The following is a 20,679-nucleotide window of genomic DNA, read 5'->3' as shown; positions in this document are numbered from 1 at the left end:
ATTCCAGATTATTGAATCTGTAAAATACTTGAAATCTGCTCAGCAAGGGAAAGTCCTATTCTGTCCTGTGCTTCAAGAGTAGAAGCTCCCGTGTGAGGAGTAAGGGAGATTTTAGAGTGATTAAGGATTTCTTTAGAAGGTGTTGGCTCATTAATGAAAACATCTAATCCTGCAAATCTTACTTTACCGGAATCCAATGCCTGAATCAGCGCTGCTTCATCAATAACTCCCCCTCTGGAACAGTTGACAACAGCTACTCCGTCCTTCATTATTTCAAATTCATTCTTGCCAATCATATAGCCGTCTTTCTGAGCCGGAACATGCAGCGTAATAAAGTCTGAATGTTTTAAAACCTCCTGTAATGGTTCTGTTTCTATATCAACATTGATAAACTGGTTGTTATAAAACTTTACTTTGATGCTGGCTTTTCCTACATTATTATCAGCCGCAACCACTCTCATCCCAAGTCCTAAAGCAATTCTTGCCACTTCCTGACCGATTCTTCCCATTCCTACGATACCAATAGTCTTTCCTCTCAGTTCGATACCGGCAGCATATGCTTTTTTAAGACTTCCGAATTCAGTATCTCCTACCAAAGGCATTTTTCTGTTGGAATCCTGAAGAAATCTTGCTCCGGAAAATAAATGGGCAAAAACAAGTTCAGCCACTGATTCCGAAGAAGCTGAAGGCGTATTGATCACATGTATCCCTTTTTCTCTTGCATAGTCTACATCAATATTATCCATACCTACTCCACCTCTGCCAATAATGTCGATAGATGGGCATCCGTCAATAATATCTTTTCTTACCTGTGTAGCACTTCTCACCAATAGAGTACGGATCTTGTGCTCGTTAATATAATCTACCAAAAATTCCTGTGGAACTTTTGTAGTAATCACTTCAAAGCCTTTTTCTGTCAATGCATCTATTCCAGATTGATCCAGGCCGTCGTTTGCTAAAACTTTCATAAAATATCAAGTATATTAAAAAATGAAAGATTTAAAAATTAAAGGAACTGGTTCACATTTAATCTTTAAATCTTTGAATTATATTTTTATTCGCCGTCTTCTTTGAATACTTCAATGGTCACTTGCTTTTCTACCAAATCTGTAAATCTTCCTTTATATCTTGTAGCTCTTACCAGGTGATTATCTATCCAGTGATAGTTTCCCCCTCTTGGTTTTCCGCAAAGTACGCTGTGATATTTGAAGCCATGCTTATCCAGCCAGTCTATGGTGATTTGTTTCAGATTTTCGGTTCTTGAAGTAAAAAAGCAGATCTGATGCCCTTCATCATACCATCTGTTGACAGTTTCCAATGCATCAGGATAAGGTTCGCAGGTAACCATTCTTTCCGGTTCTTCGTTGGGAACGTCATCTGTAATGGTTCCGTCGATATCTATTAAGTAATTTTTTACGCCATCCTTTAGAATAGGACTAATGTGTTCAATGTATTCTAATTCCATTACTAAATATTAAGTAACAAAGTTAGCGTTTTTACAACTATCAGGCACGTTAATCTTAGTTTAAGTTAAAAATATACTACAAAAACTATTATTTAAAGAATAATATCAATATTTTATTAATCATTTTATTACAAATAGTTAAAATTTTTCGTTTTGATGTTTCTTTTTATGAGTAATATAATAAAGAACAGATAAAAAAGACAAAGTGAATTTGCAGATTTGCCGAAAACATACTCTGCCTTCTCAACATTATACAAAAAGCATGATGTTTATCTAAAAATTTCCAAAATACATTTATTACTCTTACATTTGTAGGAATGGAAGAATTTGTAGTTTTAGTAAATCCTGAAGATGAAGTTTTAGGACTGATGGAAAAACAGCAGGCTCACATCAATGGCCTGTTACACCGTGCTTTTTCTGTATTTCTGTTCAACAGTAGAGGAGAAATGCTTCTTCAGAAAAGAGCTTCAGGAAAATACCATTCTCCCAATCAATGGACCAATGCTGTGTGCTCACACCCAAGACATGGTGAAACTTATAAGGAAGGGGCAATACGCAGATTAAAGGAAGAACTCGGAATTGAGGCAGAACTTTCGGAAAAATTCAATTTTATTTATAAAGCAGATGTAGGTAGCGGCCTTTGGGAGCACGAGCTGGATCATGTATTTGTGGGAAATCACGAAGCTGATTTCAATTTAAATAAAGAAGAAGTGGAAGAAGTAAGATTCATTTCTATGGAAGATCTGGATAAAGAAATTTCCGAACATCCTGAAAACTTTACCGAATGGTTCAAAATCATCCTCGAAGAATATAAACACCATTTTTAATGATGAAAAAAATATTGTTTTTTTCTGCAATTTTAACGGGAAGCCTGTTTTTTGCCCAAAAAGCAAAAGTATATGAAAATTCCAACTACTCTATTCATGTTCCTGACGGCTGGAGATCTACAAATGACAGTGAGATCATCAATATTTTTCCTACCAGCCAGATCGGCGCTATTACGATTTCGGAATATCATGATTTAGCACTTTCAAAAGAAGAAGTTAAAAAATTCATCCTGGCACTTTATCATTCACAAGATCAAGAGGACAAAGTAAAAGATAAAAGAAGCCAAAAAGGATATACAGAATATCTATATGAATACTTTGATGAAAAAGAAAAGCTGTTCTGGATCACCAAAGTTTTTCAAAAAGACAAAAACTTATACTTAGTTTCCATCAACTGTGGCCAGAAATTCTGGAACGGAAACTACATGACCCAATTCAATGAGACTTTTAACAGTTTTAAAATAAAGAAATAAAAATTAAATATGAAGAAAACAGCCTTGTACGACAAACATGTTTCTTTGGGAGCTAAGATCGTACCTTTCGCAGGTTTTGAAATGCCTGTTCAATATTCAGGGGTTACAGAAGAGCACTTTGCAGTAAGAGAAAAAGCAGGATTATTTGATGTTTCCCACATGGGACAGTTTTTCATCGAAGGGCCGGGTTCAAAAGACCTTTTACAGTTTGTAACTACCAACAATGTAGATGCACTTGAAAACGGAAAAGCTCAGTACTCTTGTCTTCCGAACGAAAACGGAGGGATTGTAGATGACCTTATCGTTTACAAAATGGAAGATGACAAATATTTCGTGGTTGTAAATGCATCCAATATTGACAAAGACTGGAATCATATTTCAAAATACAATACTTTCGGGGCTACAATGACCAATGCTTCTGATAAGATGTCATTATTGGCAGTTCAGGGGCCTAAAGCGACTGAAATTCTTCAAAAGCTTACAGAGGTAAATCTTTCAGAAATTCCTTACTACCATTTCACAGTGGGAAGTGTTGCAGGAGAAAATAATGTGATTATTTCAAACACTGGATACACAGGAAGCGGTGGTTTTGAGATTTATTTCAATAACGAAAGTGCCGAAAAACTTTGGGATGCGGTAATGGATGCTGGTAAAGAAGAAGGAATTATTCCTTGTGGGTTAGCTGCCAGAGACACTTTAAGATTAGAAAAAGGATTCTGTCTTTACGGAAATGACATTGATGATACGACTTCTCCTATTGAAGCTGGTTTAGGATGGATCACTAAGTTTGACAAAGATTTCGTTTCTAAAGATACTTTCGCCAAACAGAAAGAAGAAGGAGTTACAAGAAAACTAGTAGCTTTCGAACTTACTGATAAAGGAGTTCCAAGACATGATTATCCTGTAGTAGATGCTGAAGGAAACGTGATCGGAAAAGTAACTTCAGGAACACAGTCTCCAATGAAAAAGATCGGTTTGGGTCTTGCTTATGTTGACAAACCTCATTTCAAATTAGGATCTGAAATCTTTATTCAGGTAAGAAACAAGAACATTCCCGCAAAAGTGGTAAAAGCTCCTTTTGTATAATTGTTCAAAAAGATATTGACAAAAAAGGATGTTCTCTACTTTGAGACATCCTTTTTTTATTCTTCATTATACATCCAATTCAGGCTTCATATTTACCGGAATTCTGATACAGGAAAAATAAACCCAGCCTATAAAAACCAGCTGAAGTGGAATTCTGTACCATAAATAAGACACTCCACTTCCTGAAAAATCACCCGACTTCATATTCACATGTACCAATGCTGCATATATATTAGCCGGAAGGATGAGAACAAAAAATACGACAAGCAGCCAGCCTATGGTTTTCTTAAATCCCGGAATCAGCAATGCTACAGCTCCGATAATTTCCAAAACACCGGTTACATAAACCATTTCCGTTTTATAAGGTATTATTTCAGGAATCATCAATGCCATTCCCTGTGTATATACAAAGTGGGCAATTCCGGCAGTTAAAAGCATTCCTGCCATAGCGATTCTGGCCGAAAGAGCAAATTCATACTCTTTACGGGTCAGTTTAAAAATGATCAGAGAGATGATCAGAACGATAGGTAAAATAGCTTCAGGCATTTCTTTTTTTGCAAAGTTCTGCCATCCGTTCAGGCAAAACAATGAACCCAGGTTAAGAAATTCTACGCCTGATTCTGCTGAGGGCTTGTGGAGTAATTCCAATATAAGATGCAATATACTTCAGAGGAATGTACTTTAAAATATCCGGTTGTTCTGTAAATAAAACAAGATATCGCTCTTCAGCAGTTTGGGTCAGCAAAGATATTTCTCTTTTAAAATTATCCAGATAAAGCCCTTCACTGGCGAGCCTTCCAATTTTATTTCCTATTTCTGTTTTCTCATAGACTGTATTGAGATCCTGATGTGAAATACGCCAAAGAACAGTTTCTTCAAGCGCCTGAATATGATAACTGCAGGGTTTCCTCGTAAGAAAAGAATCATAAGCACTTACGAACTCTCCAGCAAACGAAAATGAAAATGTAAAATCATCCTCTTCCCCGGGAATATAAAACCTTACACTTCCCTTTTCTATAAAAGCAAGATAATTTTCCGTCTTTCCGGCAGTGATCAGATGTTGCTTCCGAGGAAGTTTCTGTCTTTCCAGTTTTGATGAAAATAACTCCCAATCCTGATCAGACATTACAACGGATTTTTCAAAATAGGTCCGGATCTGTTCCATTTAAATAGTAAAATTAAGAAGAGTAAAGTTAGGATTTAACCTTTAAAAACAAAAAAAAGAGACCATACCAGCCTCTTTTTTTACATTTAATTACAGATACAGCAGACTTTTCTGTCCGGGCTACAGGCATCGCCTACTCCCGGTGTATTGGAAATTACTCCACCTGCAGGCCCGCATAAAGTAAAGCAGTTTGCAAGAGGTGGTATTAATCCACCGTTAATTTCCTTTAAGGCTGATCTGTTAAGATTCTTTGTTTTTGAAAAGTTTGTTTTCATATTATTAATTTTAATGATTATAAATATAGTTATAAATCACAATAAAAATACTACAAACCAACAACTTACAACATATAATAAAATAAAAACATCCGGTTCTATAATGAAAAATCATTATTAAACCGGACAGATTAACTATTTAAAGCTCTATCTATTAGTTTACATCAAAGAACTTCTGCAGCTCTTCAACATTTTTCTTATCATTTCCTACGAAAATTTCCTTATCTGTAATAAAAACAGGTCTTTTCAGGAAAGTATAATGATCCAGCAACAACTCTTTAAAATCTTTTTCTGTTAAGGATTTTACATCCAATCCTCTCAATTTGATCTGAGTGGATTTTTTACTGAACAACGCTTCGTATGATTTTGTTTTTTTATGCATTTCCGCCAGCTCTTCTTTCGTTATTGGCTCTTTTTTGATTTCGCGAAGTTCCCAGTCTGTAAGATCAAATTGGGCTAAAATTTTTCTGCAAGTATCACATGTGTTGAGATAAAATACTTTCTTCATTACGGTTTCTAAATCTGTTATTTGTTAAAATTCTCTTTCATCGAAATTTTCGTCTTTCAAAAGTAGGATTTAATCTAAAACTTTGGAAATTATTAAATAACTTTATTAAAATTTTATAAAGATGCAGAACAAGCCTATTACTTTTCAGTTTATTTCGGAGCCTTCAGATGTTAATTACGGAGGAAATGTACATGGAGGAAGTGTTATGAAATGGATTGACCAGGCCGGTTATGCATGTGCGACTACCTGGAGTGGCAATTACTCTGTCACCGTTTATGTAGGCGGAATCCGTTTTTATGACCCTATTAAAATTGGTGAAGTGGTAAAAGTTGACGCTCAGGTGATCTACACCGGAACCTCAAGTATGCATATCGCCATCAATGTCTTTTCCAGAAACCTGAAACAGCCGAATTTTGAGAAAAAAACCCACTGTATCATCGTTTTTGTTGCAGTAGATGAAAATGGCAAAAAACTGCCTGTACCCAAGTGGACGCCAGAAACAGAGGAAGAAAAACAACTGGAGATGTATGCCAGACGCCTGATGGAACTGAGAACGCAGATTGAGGATGAGATGAAGCCTTTTTTATAGAGACCAAGTTTCGGGATGCTGGAAGCAATAAAAAATAACCAGCACCTAGCAACAAAAAACAGCCAACCACATATATGAAACGTATTTTCACCTTAATGGCATTGCTTATGGTAGCTTTGATCCAATCTCAGACACATCGGTTTATTTATGAACTGCAATATAAGATGGATTCTACAGACACCACTTATGAAAAACTGAACATGATTCTGGATATTACCCCAAAAGAGGTTAAATTTTACGGAAGAAATCTTATGACTACAGATTCGTTAAATAAGAAATTCGGTATGAATACCAGCCATACGGATATGTCCGGACAGGTGGTGAAAAGAAAGGTTAATTCTTTTGAGAATGAAAATTTTATCAATATCAAAAATGGGTATTATTCTTTTAAAACTACAGATAAAATAAACTGGACCATTTCTAATGAAACCAGGAAAGTAGAAAATTATACTGTACAAAAGGCAACTACCCGATTCGGAGGAAGAAACTGGACTGCATGGTTCTGTAAAGATATTCCCTTTAATGAAGGGCCATTTAAATTCCGTGGATTACCGGGGTTAATCTTTGAACTGTCTGACACAAAGAAAAATTTCATTTATCATCTTATCAAAAGCCAGGAACTAGCACAAGCTTATCCTACAGATGATTTTCTTGAATCCAATTTCGGAAATAAAGCTATTTCTATCAATGAAAAACAGAAGCATAAACTGATCATGGAGTTTTATAATGATCCTTTTGCTTTCGAAAGAAACAACTTTAGCAAAGCTAACAATGATCTTAAAATTAATATCAACGGAAAAGAAATCCATAATGTGGATGAACTGAATACGCAAACCAAAAGCATGCAGGAGGTGATAAGAAAATATAATAATCCGCTTGAAATCGATAAGGCGATTCATTATAAAGAATAAAATTTCAAACACAAAAAACACTAATATTTTCACAAATAGCACAGAACAAACTAAAGTTCAATATAAAATTTGTATTTATTTTTCTTTTTGAAAAACAAATTCTCTTTATATTTGCATAAGCAAAAGGAAATGGTGTTCTTCCTTACCCAACCGCTTTACAAAAGCTGATGACGCCTGATTAAAAGATTATTAACAAATAACTAATCAGGATTATTATGTCAAAACATCAAAGGACACTTGGTAAAAAAGCAGTTTTTCACACTCATTTTTTCTTCAGAAAATTTCCAGCTCTGCTCTATATTTTAAAATGGCTGTTCATCAGTATTATTATTGGTGCATTGGTGGGAACCGCTTCAGCAGGATTTTTACTATCATTGGAATGGGCAACGAATTTCAGGGAAAATCATCTCTGGCTGATCGCACTGCTTCCGGCAGCTGGATTCCTGATAGGACTTCTTTACTATTATTTCGGAAAAGATATTGAAGCGGGAAACAACCTGCTGATTGATACTATTCATGAACCCAAAGGAATTATTCCGTTTAAAATGGCACCTTTTGTTTATCTCGGAACAATGGCAACTCATGTATTCGGAGGCTCTGCCGGCCGTGAAGGAACAGCTCTTCAGATGGCAGGTGCTATTGCTGATCAGCTTACAAAACCTTTTAAGCTTGACAGAAATGAAAGAAAAATATTGATTATTGCTGCTATTGCTGCCGGATTTGGTTCTGTTTTCGGGACTCCACTGGCGGGAGCGGTATTTGGTCTTGAGGTTTTTCTGATCGGAAGAATTCGTTATAATGCCATCTTTCCTGCATTTGCTTCTGCAATTCTGGCGGACTGGGCTACTAATCTCTGGAATGTAAAACATACCCATTATCATATTGATTTCATCCCGAAACTTGAGTTTTTGCCAATTCTATACAGCATTCTGGCAGGAATAGTCTTCGGAATCTGTGCCGCGGCTTTCAGCAAACTCATCCATTGGATAGGCTCTGTTTTCAAATCAAAAATCAAATATCCTCCACTTCGTCCTGTTGTAGGAGGAACTATCATTGCCTTGGCAGTTTTTGCAATGGGCACCACCCGATATATCGGATTGGGAATTCCTGTGATTGTAGAATCTTTTGAAAAGCAGCTTCCTTTGTATGATTTTGCTTTAAAAATGATTTTTACGATTGTCACACTTTCAGCTGGATTCAAAGGTGGAGAAGTTACCCCATTGTTCTTCATCGGGGCAACATTAGGCAGTGCTTTGTCCCTCTTTATTCCTCTACCTTTCGGATTACTGGCGGGAATGGGATTTGTAGCTGTATTTGCAGGAGCCACCAATACTCCTTTAGCCTGTATGCTGATGGGAATTGAATTATTTGGAACAGAATGCGGCGTGTATGTGGCTATTGCCTGTGTTGTATCTTATCTTCTTTCAGGGAACAACAGTATTTATACCAAACAGAAAATCGGAGAAGCAAAAAACAGAAGATTTGAAAGTCAACAGGATAAGTCTGTTTCGGATTTTTTATGAGTTGTTTTTGTTGCTGGTTACTGGTTACTGGTTATTTAATTGCTGGTTACTCACAACCTTAAACCTCGAACTTCGTATCCCGAAACCCGAACCTCGCTATACACTCAAACCCTTCCACTCTCAAACTCACCAACACCTCTTTCTCCATTTCCAACTATAATTCGTAATTTTACCCCATGTTCGATTACAGATTAAAAGTTTTCCATACGGTGGCTTCCCGATTAAGTTTCACTAAAGCTTCAGAAGAGCTTCACATTTCACAACCCGCTGTTACCAAGCACATTAAAGAAATTGAAACTCAGATAGGCGCCAAGCTATTTGACCGTAAAGGAACTTCTATTCAGCTGACTCAGAGTGGAAAGATTCTGTACGAACACGCAGAAAAGATTAGAAGTATCTACCGTGACGTGGAGTTTGAAATCAGCCAGATCAATCAGCAGCATAAAGGAAAACTGATTATCGGGGCCAGTACAACCATTGCACAGTATATTTTACCTGAAATTTTAGCTAAATTCAATTCTTATTATAAAGATATTAAGATTGAGCTTCTTACTGGAAATACGGAAACAATCTCAACACTTTTAAAAGAAGAAAAAATAGATCTTGGTATTATTGAAGGAGAATCACAGTCTTCTTATTTTGAATACAGGACTTTTAAGCCTGATGAAATTGTTTTGGCGGCAAAATCAGATCATCCTCTTGCTCATAAAACTTTAAACTTAAAAGATCTCTATCATCTGGATTTGATTTTCAGAGAGCAGGGTTCCGGAACTCTTGAGTTTATACAAAACAGACTTAAAGAGAAAGAAATTAATATCCACGAATTGAATACCGTCATGCAGCTGGGAAGCAGTGAAAGTATTAAAAACTATCTTCTTCACTCAGATTGTATGGCATTTCTATCTATCAGCACCATCCTGAATGAACTTAAAAACAATGTTCTGACTGTCATTGACATTAAAAACTTCAGCATTGAAAGAGACTTTCATTTTATTCTGCCTAAAGGCGACCAATCTGAGCTGATTAAGCTTTTCCTAAGATTTGCAGAGTAAGTGATTGGCACGATGTACAAGGTATTAATGTAAAAAGTATTAATGACCAGGCAGCTACTATGGCTGATTATCCGAAATACATTTTACATTTTAATTATAACTTTTAGTTATTCAATATAACAAAATACAATTTACTTTGTAATACTATTTTCCGGAATTTTGATGCAGATTTTAAAAGTTCGCATTATGAAAGATTTCATCCAAAATGAAATGACCCGGAAAGTATTTTTTATTGTATTAGCAGTTCTATGTCTTACTCCGCTTATATCTTCACCCATTGCTCTGGCTTTGGGATTTGCCCTAGCTGTTTTTATAGGAAATCCATTTGAGAAACACCTTCATCACTATATTCATTTGCTGCTGCAGATTTCGATTGTCGGTCTGGGATTCGGGTTGAAACTGGATGAAGCCCTCCATGCCGGGAAAACAGGACTGATGTTAACGGTTGTAAGTATTGTTACAGTAATGGTATTGGGTTATTTCCTGGGAAAAGTATTTAAATTGGAAAGACCTTTATCTTATCTTCTTTCTGTGGGAACAGCTATTTGTGGAGGGAGTGCCATTGCTGCAGTATCTCCTATCATCAAGCCGAGCACGAAACAGATTTCACTTGCACTGGCTATTGTTTTTACATTAAATTCTGTTGCATTGTTTGTATACCCAGCCATAGGACATTTGTTGAATCTTTCACAGGAACAGTTTGGACTTTGGTGCGCAGTGGGAATTCATGATACAAGCTCTGTTGTGGGTGCCGCCAGTAAATATGGAGATGAAGCTTTGAAAATAGCAACTACAGTGAAGCTTGCCCGTGCTTTATGGATTATTCCGGTTTCATTGATTACGATGTTCATTTTTAAAAGTAAAGATTCCAAAATAAAAATTCCGTGGTTCATCGGATATTTTATTATAGCCATTCTTCTGAATACGTATTTCCCGTTTCTTGACCGTTTAAGTACTTCAATAACTGTTTTAGCAAAATCCGGACTGAATCTTACCTTGTTTTTCATTGGCTCTACCCTTTCTATTCAGACACTGAAGTCAATTGGCTTAAAACCTCTGGTTACAGCAGTTCTTCTATGGGTTACTATAAGTATTGGCAGCCTTCTTTACATTATTCATTAAAATCAGCAGAACCCTTTTGATCTCAAAAGGGTTCTGCATATTAAATGTGGAAATGTTTATTTCGTATTGAAATAATTTTCTTTAGATTGCGGCTTCACCACAAGTATAAACCTGTGGACAACCGATATACTGTACGCAATACCATGGTCCTGTTACTGCTCCTGAGCAGCTGCATCCGCAAAGAGATAAATCAGGGTTTCCGCTTATTCCTCCAGTGATGTTTTTCAGATCTTGCTTTCTTAATTTTTTAGCGTTTTTCATAATGTTCATGAGATTTAGTTTGATTAAACAATATAGTTTTAGTTACATTTCAAAGTTAAACAAATATTAATTACACGCAACAAAAATTAATGTGAAAATTAATAATTTATTGATTCTAATGTAATTATTATATTCAAAATAAGGAATAGAACAGTCTTATTATTTAAACAGTTCAAATTATTCCGTAAATTCCAGGTCTCTGTCATGGGTCTCCGAAATAGTAAGCGAGGAATAAAATGCAAGTCCAAATACCACCACTCCCACTATGGCCGCGCTTTCCACAACCGGAAAATGTCCTTTAAGGGAATCAAAAGCAAAAATCATAACCGGAACCAACCCTCTTACCATATTGGGAACGGTTGTCGTTGCTGTATTTCTGATATTAGTTCCGAACTGTTCTGCTGCCAGTGTCACAAACATGGCCCAATATCCTGTCCCGAAGCCAAGCCATACACAAAACAGATAGTATTTTGTTTCTGTATTGGTATTGCCAAAAAGCATAATTGCCACTCCGATCAGGGTAAAGATCAGCATATAGAAGATGGCCATTTTACGGGATTTTAAAGCATGGGAAATAAATCCGCTCAATAGATCACCAACAGAAATCCCTACATACGCCCACATAATTGCTTTTCCGGGGTTGATCTCTTTAATTCCTAATTCAGGAGCAAACTGATTGGCTAAAACAGCCAGAATCCCTATACAATACCATGTAGGCAATCCTACAGCAATGCATTTTAAATACCTTGTCAATCTGTCTTTATTGGTAAAAAAGGATAGAAAATTTCCTTTTGAAACGTTTTTGTGCTCAATATTCTTATAAATTCCGGATTCGGATACACTTATTCTCAGTATCAATAACATAATTCCCATAATCCCACCGATAATGTAAGAAATATTCCAGCCACCAGCCAGTTCTACTGTAAGCTGAGCCACTACAGCTCCCATTAATCCAAAACCGGCAACAACCGAGGTCCCGATTGCTCTTAAACTCTTCGGCAGACTTTCAGAAACCAGCGTAATTCCCGCTCCGAGCTCTCCGGCCAGACCTATGCCTGCAATGAACCTCAAACCGGCATATTGGTATAATAAATGTTCTTTTGGAAAATAAGGAAGGAAACCACAAGCGATATTAGCTAAGGAATACACTAAAATAGATCCAAAGAGTACGGAAAGCCTTCCTTTTTTATCTCCGAAAATACCCCAGAAAACACCTCCGATGAGAAGTCCCACCATCTGGCAGTTCAGAATAAAGGTTCCGTCAGCATCCGGATTAAGTCCCAGAGCTTTTAAACTTGGTATTCTAACGATTCCGAATAAAAGGAGATCATAAATATCTACAAAATAGCCTAAAGCAGAAATAATAACGGGAATAGAAAAAATGTACTTCAGTTTTGAAGACATAGACAGTTCTTGCATTTTTAAGTTTTGATAAAAATAAAAAACCTTTCAATTTCTTGAAAGGTTTTTATCAAATATCTTTTTCGGACTATTATCTGGCAATATTCACAGCTCTCGTTTCTCTGATTACTGTTACTTTTACCTGTCCAGGATAAGTCAGTTCATTCTGGATTTTCTCAGAGATATCGTAAGAAAGTTGAGAAGCTACTTCATCGTTCACTTTTCCGCTCTCTACCATTACTCTTAGTTCTCTACCAGCCTGAATCGCATAAGCACTGGATACTCCATCGAAGCTTAGTGCAGCTGATTCAAGATCTTTCAATCTCTGGATATAAGATTCCAATACCTGTCTTCTTGCTCCCGGTCTTGCTCCTGAGATTGCATCGGCTACCTGAATAATCGGAGATAATAACGACTTCATTTCAATCTCGTCGTGGTGAGCTCCAATAGCGTTTACTACTTCAGGGTTTTCACCATATTTCTCAGCCCACTGCATTCCTAAAAGCGCGTGTGGTAATTCTGATTCCTGCTCAGGAACTTTACCTATATCATGTAAAAGACCTGCTCTTTTTGCTAGTTTTACGTTTAATCCTAACTCAGCAGCCATAGTTGCAGCAATGTTTGCTACTTCTCTTGAGTGCTGTAGTAAGTTTTGTCCATAAGAAGAACGGTATTTCATTCTACCTACGATTTTGATCAATTCAGGGTGTAAACCGTGGATTCCTAAATCAATGATGGTTCTCTTACCTACTTCAATGATTTCCTCCTCAATTTGTTTTCTAGTTTTTTCAACTACTTCTTCGATTCTTGCCGGGTGAATTCTACCATCGGTAACCAATCTGTGAAGGGATAGTCTTGCAATTTCTCTTCTTACCGGATCAAAACATGAAAGAAGAATTGCTTCCGGGGTATCATCAACGATGATTTCTACTCCTGTTACGGCTTCTAAAGCACGGATATTTCTACCTTCTCTACCGATAATTCTACCTTTTACTTCATCAGACTCGATATTGAAAACAGATACTGAGTTTTCGATAGCCTGCTCAGTTCCGATTCTCTGAATCGTTTGAATAACGATTTTTCTCGCTTCGTTTTTGGCATTCATCTGAGCTTCTTCCATGATACTCTGAACGTGTGCCTGTGCTCTTGTTTTTGCTTCCGCTCTCATGGTTTCCACCAATTCTGCTTTAGCTTCTTCAGCTGTATAATTAGAGATTTTTTCAAGTATTTCTACTTTCTTAGCATTAGCTGTATCTAATTCCTGCTGTTTTCTTTCAAGGATTTCGGTTTTCTTAGCATAGTCCGCAATCTGCTTGTCCAGATCTTTTTCAAGTTTTCCTGTCTTGCTAAGTTCATCATTCAGCTTATGCTCCTTGTCTTTCGTTCTCTTTTCAACTTCCTGCATTTTCTTTTCACGGGACTGAATGTCTGCATCATGCTGAGATTTCAGTTCCAGGAATTTTTCTTTTGCCTGAAGGTTCTTTTCTTTCTTTATGGATTCAGCTTGTACATTAGCTTTTTCTATAAGGTTTTCGGCGTTTTTCTTAGCATCATCTATGATGAATTTTGCCTTAGTATTCAAAGAGCTTTTTGAGAAAAATATTCCCACTACAGCCCCGATTACTAAACAAACAACACCTACTATAACTTCTATCATAATTTATATTGAGTTTTAATTGTATTCATATCCTTGTTAAATAAAAAAAGCCCACAATAATCCAGAGATTGAGAGTAAACTCCTAATCAACACGATTTGAACTGATTTCCACTGTCTGTAATCCGGAAATCCGGCACGCCATTCGATGGACATTTGTTCGGTAATTGTTTAGCGTTGAGTTTACCTTTAATGTGTTAGAATTATTGTAGGCAGTAATTTTTCAGGAAAAAAATCTATTTCCCGATTTCATTCAACGACTGATTAATCTGCGTTAATCTTTCGTTGGTAGAATTAATATTTTTTTCGTAGTTAAGAGAAACTACTTCTGCATTGGTTCCCAGTTTAAGGGCGCACATTGCCAAAGCATCCTGTTTATCTCTTACATCGAAGTTCTGTTCAAAATCTTTAATCATATTCTCGATCTGCTTTCCTACTTTACGCAAAGTTTCTTCCTCTGCTGCCGGTACGTTCAGCGGATACACTCTTCCTGCAATGTTGACGGTTATTCTCCTTACCTCCATTATAATCCACTGTTTTGAAGCTGAGCAATACAGAAATCAATTTCTTTCACCAATCTGTTGATATGGTTTTTCATTAATCTATTGTGTTCAGGATTTCCTGATATTGCTGAATAAAGTTTTATATTTTTTTGTTCTTCTGCTAATACCTGATTCTTTCTTCTTTCCTCATCATATTTCTTCTTCAACTCTTCATGCTCAATATTTAATTCTTTTAAATTTTCCGTAAGATTTTTATAGTTCTTTTGCAGAGTCGAAATCTTTCTCTCTAATTCTGAAAAATTGTTTTCTAAATCTTGAAGCATTTCAGGTTTGTATATTCTAACTAAAAGCAAAAATAAAAAAATAATAACACTAACAAAAATAAAACACTCTATATTTTGATATAACAACAAAAAAGGAGGTGCTAATGCACCTCCCGTCTATTTTTCAATGAAATATTTTTTATTCAAATTTCAGAACAAACATTACTGCTCTTGTCTGTAATGTAGAAATTGCAGATGCCCAGTAAGGAGGTGTAGTAGCATTATCTGCCACTTTTTCATTGTTCATGAAGAATGTTCCTCTGATGGCAGGAGTCAGTTTAAATTTATTGAAATAAAACTGGATTCCCATTTCTGCAGACCATGCAAAGTTATGGGTAGTTGATCTGTAGATCCCCTGCATGTTATCATCTGTGGAAGTTGAGTTAGACTGAAGGTTAACAACATAGTTAACCCCTGCTGCAACGTAAGGTCTTGAATTGTACCATCTTTGTCCATGAAGTTCCAAAAGTACAGGAACGTCAATTAATGTAGATTTAATTTCTCTTACTTTATCCTTTTCCTGCAAAGGGAACGGCATAAAAGGAGGATTGGTTAAAGAACCACCTGCATAAATGTCATTGGATTGAGTATTAAAAGTCAACTGTCTTTGAGCAAACTGTAAACCTGGTTCTATCCTTACATCAAGATAATCATTCAGTCTCCATTTTGCAATAAGCCCGGCACCGAAACTATAGCTTTCCTTGGATGTAACAAGGTTTTCATTATCATTCATCCCGTATTTCGGATGCAAAACAATGCGGTAATCCAGTCTGTTCCCGTTCAAATAAAACCCCCAACTGAATTTCTGTTCGTCGAAATCTTCCAACTTATCCATTCTGTTTCGGGTTCTGAATTGCGCGTTTGCAAAAACGGCAACATTTACTGAGGTTAAAACCAGTGCTTTTAATAGAAATTTATTCATAGGTTACTTTGTTGCTTTATAAATTGTGGCTATACCTAAACTTAATTTTTTATATTCTACTTTCTTAAATCCCGTATCTAAAAGAATTTGTTTCATCTTCTCCCCGAAAGGAAAAGCATTTACAGAATCCGGAAGGTATGTATACGCCCTATTATCCTTAGAAACCAATCTGCCGATAGCAGGTAATATATTTTTGAAATAAAACATATAAAATGGCCCCATGAAACCCTCTACCTTTGAAAACTCCAGTATATAAACACTTTTGTTATCTTTAACTACTCTTCTTAACTCTGCCAAACCTTTGGTAAGGTTTTCAAAATTCCTTACTCCAAATGCAACGGAAACGGCATCAAATCTATTGTCCTCAAAAGGTAAATTTTCTGCATCCCCTTTTTGCATGGAAATTTTGCCGTCTAATTTAAGTTTTTTTATTTTAATAACGCCAACATTCAGCATTTGTTGTGATAAATCTAATCCAACTACTTTAGAACCGGTTCCTTTTTCAATGGTAATTGCCAGATCTCCCGTTCCTGTAGCCACATCCAGCACTTCCTGCGGATTATCATTTTTAATCCATCTTACCAGTTTATTTCTCCACAAAACATCAATTTTCATGGATAAAACATGGTTCAGAAGGTCATACTTCGGTGCAATATTGTCGAACATATCCTCTACCTGACTTTTTTTAGTAGCCTCTGAATTGTAGGGAGTAACTTTGGTGATATCTTTTGTCAAAACTTAAAACTTGTAATATTCTTTATAATAATTTAGGTAATCCTGCTTTCTGAAGATTTTAGATCGTGATTCCACTTTCTGGATATTCTTGATCACTTTATCATAATCTTCATCTACATTGTAATAAAAATCTTCTGTGTAAAGCTTATTGAAGCGTTTTGCTCCTCCGTAATAATCCTTTCCGTCAATAACAGTTTTATCAAGGTTCGCCAGCAACGAATCTTTTTTAAGATTGTATCCGTAATACTGATCATTTACATAGTAATCCTGATGGGTAATATTAATCAAACCACGAAGTTTATTCACTTCAAATGCTGAATCATACAGCATTTTTTTGTTCTGATCAAAAACCTGAATAGAGTTTTTCCCTTTATTCAGATCCACATGCACATACTGCCCGGCAGAGATGATTCCTTCAGACCCGTTATTGATCTTAAAGTAATACGTATTCGGGGTAGGATTATCTACAACATAATAATTCTTCTTGGCTAAAAAAAGGAAGTAGATCCCAAAGGCAACGATAAACGCCACAGCTGCAATAAGTAAGCCTTTTAAGGACGAGTTGTTTTTCATAGATTGTAAAGTACAATTTTTGCAAATTTAATAATATTTTTAATTCTCCGTTATTAATATTAATTATTAACTTTGCATCTTTAAAAAAATCATATAAACGAATGCCGAATACGATCATTATTGGCTCTGGATGTTATATTCCGAACAGAGTTATTGGTAGAGATTACTTTATGAATTCCGAGTTCTATACAGAGGATGGTGTCAAGATTGAAAAGCCTGTGGAAGAAACCATTGCGAAATTTGTAGAGATTACAGAAATCGAAAACAGGAGATTCATTGAAGATGATCTTTCCAACTCACAAATCGGTTATGAAGCTGCAAAAATTGCCCTTGAGGATGCAAAAGTAGACGGTGAAGAATTAGATTATATCATCTATGCAAGCAATTTCGGAGAAGTTACTGAAAACGGATATGCTGATTTCATGCCAACAATGGCAGCAAGGGTAAAGAATAAACTGGGAATCAAAAACAGAAAATGTGTGACATATGACATGCTTTTCGGATGTCCTGGTTGGGTAGAAGCTATGATTTTGGCCGATAATTTAATTAAAGCTAAAGTAGCAAAAACAGTTCTTGTAATAGGAGGTGAAACATTGAGCCGTGTAACAGATCCGCATGACAGAAACAGAATGATCTTTGCTGACGGTGCCGGAGCAGTAGTAGTAAAGGCAACTGATGAAGAAAATGTAGGAATTATCGCCCACAACACAATCTGTGACAATGGTCCGGAGCTTAATTATCTTGAAAATGCCCCATCTATCAATAAAGAAGTTGACCAAAAACGTCTGTATGTAAGAATGCTGGGAAGAAAAATATACGAATACGCTCTTAAAAACGTACCTGTTGCCATCAAAGACACTATTACAGATGCAGGTCTTTCTATTGAAGATATAGACAAAATCTTAATTCACCAGGCAAACGCGAAAATGGATTACGCTATGATTGAAAGACTTCACAGGCTTTATGACATCAAAGAATATGATCATGCGATCTCTCCTATGACGATTCAGGATCTTGGAAATACTTCTGTAGCAACAATTCCTACCATGTATGATTTAATAATTAAAGGAAAAATGGAGGGTCAATCGTTTAAAGAAAAAGGGAACATTGTTATGACTTCGGTAGGTGCCGGAATGAACATCAATGCGCTCGTTTACAGATTTCCTTAAAATATTTAATAAACAAAAAAAATATAAAAGCACAGGGAAGTTATTCTTTGTGCTTTTTTGATCAGAACATGCAAAAGAATTTTTTAATCATCGCGGCAATCTTCCTGTTTTTGGAAGTTTATATTTATCAGGCTATCAGAACACTGACTGATAATTCATGGATAAGAATCGGATATTGGGTACTCTCTCTAGCCGTGTATGGAATTTTCGCTTACGAAGTAACTCACTTCCAAAAATCAGACAGAAGTACGGTAAGGGCTCAGATCATGATCTCTTTATTTTTGATATTCATCCTTCCTAAAATCTTCGTAGTTCTGTTTCTATTAATTGATGATATTATCAGAACCGGAGGATACCTGATCGGCTTTACCCAATCTTCTGAAAATTTCTTCCCGGAAAGAAGAAAATTTCTGAGCATTGTAGGCCTGGGAATGGGAGGTGTTCTTTCCGCTCTTTTCATAGACGGAATTACTTTTGGCAAATACCGTCATACCGTAAGAAGAGTAAGAGTAAAATTCAACAATCTTCCGAAAAGTTTCAAAGGATATAAAATAATCCAGATTTCAGATGTTCACAGTGGAAGTTTCTCTGATCCAGGCAAATTACAGCACGCCATTGACCTGATCAATGAACAAAAACCTGATCTGGTGTTATTCACAGGAGATATGGTCAATAACGTCGCTGATGAGTTCAAACCTTTCATTCCTTTATTTTCAAAAATCCAGGCTAAAGACGGCAAATTTGCGGTATTAGGAAACCACGATTACGGAGATTATGTAACCTGGGCTTCACCTGCAGCTAAAAAAGAAAATCTTGATACTTTGATCGGTTACGAAAAACAGGCTGGTTTTGATATGCTGAGAAACGAGCATAGAGTTATCGAAAAAAACGGAGAAAAGCTATACATTCTGGGTGTTGAGAACTGGGGATTAAAACCATTCCCTCAATTCGGAAAAATAGACGACGCATTACAAGGGGTACCAGAATCTGCCACAAAGATATTAATGAGCCATGACCCCACACACTTTGATTATGTGGTAAAAAAGCACCCTGCAAACATCCACCTGACCCTTTCAGGACATACGCATGGGATGCAGTTTGGATTAGATCTTAAAAATATAAAATGGTCACCTGTTCAGTACCGATACCCAAAATGGGCCGATTTATATGAAAGTGAAGGAAAACTGTTGTATGTAAACAGAGGGTTTGGAGTATTGGGATATCCGGGAAGAGTGGGTGTATTGCCAGAGATTACTCTTTTTGAACTGAGCTAATTAAAGTTCAATGTTCAAAGTTTAAGGTTTAAGGTTAGAGGTTTAGAAATTGAATATTTATCATCACGAAAAATAGTATTCCTAATCCCTGCAACCTAACACCTACTCCCTAAAAAATATAATCTTTCATACGGGAAGTAGCCATTTCCCTGTCATTAAGAAAAGTAAGGAGGGCATCTAATTTGTCCTCCATTTTTTTGCCCGAAAATAAGCTCCGGTAAAAAGGAATATCAAATCGGTATTTCTTAAAATCTGTAAACTGCCATGTGTTCAGGTAGATCAGAACAAATTCTTCATTCTGCAATGTTTCCAGAACCATATTCTGGTAATACTTCATCGGCAGGATCTGAAACACAAAATCATTATAGGGTAACTGACTGTAGGGAGAGATACTTTCAGGGACAATACTCAATCCATCCTCTTCTGTAATTTCCGTATCTCTTTTGAGCCTTTTGAAAGGGAAAAGAATATTGGCATTATCAATATTCGAGACGTAATTAAATTCCATCAGCTTCAAAATTTCCTGATCAACTTTCACATCTTTCTGACGTATTCCTCTGATCTGTTTTTCCAGCAGATCCTGAATATTCTTTTTGGCACTTTCAATTTCTTCAGGACTCGAGTCTTTATTATAAAAAGCAATTTCATGCCCTTTGGATGAAATTGCTTTTATTAAACTTTGAAGTTTTCCAACTAGAGAAACCTCTACAAAAAAACTTGATTTGATATCATGAATATCTAAAATTCTAAGAATTGCTCTGGTATTATTTTCTATGATTTCCAATCGTTCATCATCAGTAATTTGGAAGCCGTTTTTTGCTTCAGCTTCAATACAGGTGATGTTAAAAGTTAATAATACCATTTAAAT

At 36.1% G+C, this 20,679-nt stretch carries 25 protein-coding genes and 1 riboswitch; of the genes, 10 read left to right on the top strand and 15 right to left on the bottom strand.

Features of this window, described 5'->3' with window-relative positions; all coding sequences use genetic code 11:
- Window positions 1-8 precede the first annotated feature (8 nt).
- Both KIK00_RS22805 and KIK00_RS22800 read right to left on the bottom strand, forming a co-directional pair.
- Window positions 9-968 carry a D-2-hydroxyacid dehydrogenase gene (locus tag KIK00_RS22805; RefSeq protein ID WP_047383423.1) on the bottom strand — a complete coding sequence of 320 codons (960 nt, stop codon included), beginning with the start codon at window positions 966-968 and terminating at the stop codon, window positions 9-11.
- An 86-nt stretch (window positions 969-1,054) separates the two neighbouring features.
- A complete protein-coding gene (locus KIK00_RS22800) occupies window positions 1,055-1,465 on the bottom strand; it encodes a phosphoheptose isomerase (protein WP_047376850.1) in 411 nt (136 codons plus the stop codon).
- A 317-nt stretch (window positions 1,466-1,782) separates the two neighbouring features.
- Here KIK00_RS22800 and idi point away from each other — a divergent pair, with 317 nt between their 5' ends.
- Genes idi through gcvT form a run of 3 tightly spaced genes read left to right on the top strand, consistent with a single transcriptional unit; the run spans window position 1,783 to window position 3,851 of the window.
- Window positions 1,783-2,292 carry an isopentenyl-diphosphate Delta-isomerase gene (gene idi, locus KIK00_RS22795; RefSeq protein ID WP_255814521.1) on the top strand — a complete coding sequence of 170 codons (510 nt, stop codon included), beginning with the start codon at window positions 1,783-1,785 and terminating at the stop codon, window positions 2,290-2,292.
- Window positions 2,292-2,765, top strand: coding sequence for a hypothetical protein (locus KIK00_RS22790; protein ID WP_255814520.1), 474 nt, complete (start codon window positions 2,292-2,294; stop codon window positions 2,763-2,765). Before idi ends, KIK00_RS22790 begins: the two co-directional genes overlap by 1 nt.
- A 9-nt stretch (window positions 2,766-2,774) precedes the next feature.
- Window positions 2,775-3,851 (top strand): glycine cleavage system aminomethyltransferase GcvT, encoded by a 1,077-nt coding sequence (gcvT, locus tag KIK00_RS22785; protein ID WP_255814519.1) that lies wholly within the window; start codon window positions 2,775-2,777, stop codon window positions 3,849-3,851.
- Between the two features lie 66 nt (window positions 3,852-3,917).
- Here gcvT and KIK00_RS22780 read toward each other — a convergent pair whose 3' ends face one another.
- The 4 genes from KIK00_RS22780 to KIK00_RS22765 all read right to left on the bottom strand — a co-directional run bounded on the left by KIK00_RS22780 (window position 3,918) and on the right by KIK00_RS22765 (window position 5,799).
- The gene (locus tag KIK00_RS22780; protein WP_255814518.1) at window positions 3,918-4,499 is read right to left on the bottom strand and encodes a hypothetical protein; all 582 of its coding nucleotides are present in this window, start codon (window positions 4,497-4,499) and stop codon (window positions 3,918-3,920) included.
- The gene (locus KIK00_RS22775) at window positions 4,450-5,016 is read right to left on the bottom strand and encodes a Crp/Fnr family transcriptional regulator (RefSeq protein WP_255814517.1); all 567 of its coding nucleotides are present in this window, start codon (window positions 5,014-5,016) and stop codon (window positions 4,450-4,452) included. Before KIK00_RS22775 ends, KIK00_RS22780 begins: the two co-directional genes overlap by 50 nt.
- 86 nt (window positions 5,017-5,102) lie before the next feature.
- Window positions 5,103-5,291, bottom strand: a complete 189-nt coding sequence (locus KIK00_RS22770; protein WP_047376855.1) for a hypothetical protein — start codon at window positions 5,289-5,291, stop codon at window positions 5,103-5,105.
- Between the two features lie 154 nt (window positions 5,292-5,445).
- Complete coding sequence (locus KIK00_RS22765) at window positions 5,446-5,799, bottom strand: arsenate reductase family protein (protein WP_255814516.1); 354 nt, start codon at window positions 5,797-5,799, stop codon at window positions 5,446-5,448.
- A 121-nt stretch (window positions 5,800-5,920) separates the two neighbouring features.
- Between KIK00_RS22765 and KIK00_RS22760 the strand changes: the two genes are divergently transcribed.
- From KIK00_RS22760 to KIK00_RS22740, 5 genes are all read left to right on the top strand, one after another.
- Window positions 5,921-6,388 (top strand): acyl-CoA thioesterase, encoded by a 468-nt coding sequence (locus KIK00_RS22760; RefSeq protein ID WP_255814515.1) that lies wholly within the window; start codon window positions 5,921-5,923, stop codon window positions 6,386-6,388.
- A 74-nt stretch (window positions 6,389-6,462) separates the two neighbouring features.
- On the top strand, window positions 6,463-7,299 hold the full coding sequence (locus KIK00_RS22755; protein ID WP_255814514.1) for a GLPGLI family protein: 837 nt from the start codon (window positions 6,463-6,465) through the stop codon (window positions 7,297-7,299).
- 116 nt (window positions 7,300-7,415) lie between these two features.
- Window positions 7,416-7,483, top strand: a riboswitch (Fluoride riboswitch).
- A gap of 31 nt (window positions 7,484-7,514) precedes the next feature.
- Complete coding sequence (locus KIK00_RS22750; protein WP_255814513.1) at window positions 7,515-8,822, top strand: voltage-gated chloride channel family protein; 1,308 nt, start codon at window positions 7,515-7,517, stop codon at window positions 8,820-8,822.
- Between the two features lie 176 nt (window positions 8,823-8,998).
- On the top strand, window positions 8,999-9,874 hold the full coding sequence (locus KIK00_RS22745) for a LysR family transcriptional regulator (protein ID WP_255814512.1): 876 nt from the start codon (window positions 8,999-9,001) through the stop codon (window positions 9,872-9,874).
- Window positions 9,875-10,060: 186 nt separating this feature from the next.
- Window positions 10,061-10,996: a YeiH family protein gene (locus KIK00_RS22740; protein ID WP_255814511.1), complete on the top strand. Its 936-nt coding sequence runs from the start codon at window positions 10,061-10,063 to the stop codon at window positions 10,994-10,996.
- Between the two features lie 81 nt (window positions 10,997-11,077).
- On the opposite strand, the gene KIK00_RS22735 is transcribed toward KIK00_RS22740, so the two are convergent.
- The 8 genes from KIK00_RS22735 to KIK00_RS22700 all read right to left on the bottom strand — a co-directional run bounded on the left by KIK00_RS22735 (window position 11,078) and on the right by KIK00_RS22700 (window position 17,368).
- The gene (locus KIK00_RS22735) at window positions 11,078-11,257 is read right to left on the bottom strand and encodes a hypothetical protein (RefSeq protein ID WP_255814510.1); all 180 of its coding nucleotides are present in this window, start codon (window positions 11,255-11,257) and stop codon (window positions 11,078-11,080) included.
- A gap of 177 nt (window positions 11,258-11,434) precedes the next feature.
- Window positions 11,435-12,676, bottom strand: coding sequence for an MFS transporter (locus KIK00_RS22730; RefSeq protein WP_255814509.1), 1,242 nt, complete (start codon window positions 12,674-12,676; stop codon window positions 11,435-11,437).
- Window positions 12,677-12,749: 73 nt separating this feature from the next.
- A complete protein-coding gene (rny, locus tag KIK00_RS22725; protein WP_255814508.1) occupies window positions 12,750-14,315 on the bottom strand; it encodes a ribonuclease Y in 1,566 nt (521 codons plus the stop codon).
- Window positions 14,316-14,548: 233 nt separating this feature from the next.
- Window positions 14,549-14,836 carry a cell division protein ZapA gene (locus KIK00_RS22720; RefSeq protein WP_034695967.1) on the bottom strand — a complete coding sequence of 96 codons (288 nt, stop codon included), beginning with the start codon at window positions 14,834-14,836 and terminating at the stop codon, window positions 14,549-14,551.
- Window positions 14,836-15,138: a hypothetical protein gene (locus tag KIK00_RS22715; RefSeq protein WP_047376863.1), complete on the bottom strand. Its 303-nt coding sequence runs from the start codon at window positions 15,136-15,138 to the stop codon at window positions 14,836-14,838. The genes KIK00_RS22720 and KIK00_RS22715 overlap by 1 nt, the downstream gene beginning before the upstream one ends.
- 139 nt (window positions 15,139-15,277) lie before the next feature.
- Window positions 15,278-16,060, bottom strand: a complete 783-nt coding sequence (locus KIK00_RS22710) for a porin family protein (RefSeq protein WP_255814507.1) — start codon at window positions 16,058-16,060, stop codon at window positions 15,278-15,280.
- Window positions 16,061-16,063: 3 nt separating this feature from the next.
- Entirely contained in the window at window positions 16,064-16,726 is a 663-nt protein-coding gene (gene ubiE / locus KIK00_RS22705) for a bifunctional demethylmenaquinone methyltransferase/2-methoxy-6-polyprenyl-1,4-benzoquinol methylase UbiE (RefSeq protein ID WP_255816701.1), read from the bottom strand.
- Window positions 16,727-16,798: 72 nt separating this feature from the next.
- Window positions 16,799-17,368 carry a hypothetical protein gene (locus KIK00_RS22700; RefSeq protein ID WP_047376865.1) on the bottom strand — a complete coding sequence of 190 codons (570 nt, stop codon included), beginning with the start codon at window positions 17,366-17,368 and terminating at the stop codon, window positions 16,799-16,801.
- Between the two features lie 101 nt (window positions 17,369-17,469).
- Between KIK00_RS22700 and KIK00_RS22695 the strand changes: the two genes are divergently transcribed.
- Both KIK00_RS22695 and KIK00_RS22690 read left to right on the top strand, forming a co-directional pair.
- Window positions 17,470-18,537, top strand: a complete 1,068-nt coding sequence (locus KIK00_RS22695) for a 3-oxoacyl-ACP synthase III family protein (RefSeq protein WP_255814506.1) — start codon at window positions 17,470-17,472, stop codon at window positions 18,535-18,537.
- 68 nt (window positions 18,538-18,605) lie between these two features.
- Window positions 18,606-19,811 (top strand): metallophosphoesterase, encoded by a 1,206-nt coding sequence (locus KIK00_RS22690; RefSeq protein WP_255814505.1) that lies wholly within the window; start codon window positions 18,606-18,608, stop codon window positions 19,809-19,811.
- A gap of 109 nt (window positions 19,812-19,920) precedes the next feature.
- Here the strand turns inward: KIK00_RS22690 and KIK00_RS22685 are convergent, their stop codons facing one another.
- Window positions 19,921-20,673, bottom strand: a complete 753-nt coding sequence (locus tag KIK00_RS22685) for a polysaccharide deacetylase family protein (RefSeq protein WP_255814504.1) — start codon at window positions 20,671-20,673, stop codon at window positions 19,921-19,923.
- Window positions 20,674-20,679: the final 6 nt, after the last annotated feature.

Source organism: Chryseobacterium sp. MA9, from assembly GCF_024399315.1.
Lineage (GTDB): Bacteria > Bacteroidota > Bacteroidia > Flavobacteriales > Weeksellaceae > Chryseobacterium.
Note: the sequence above shows the minus strand (reverse complement) of the source record. Positions and strands in the feature narration are given on the sequence as shown.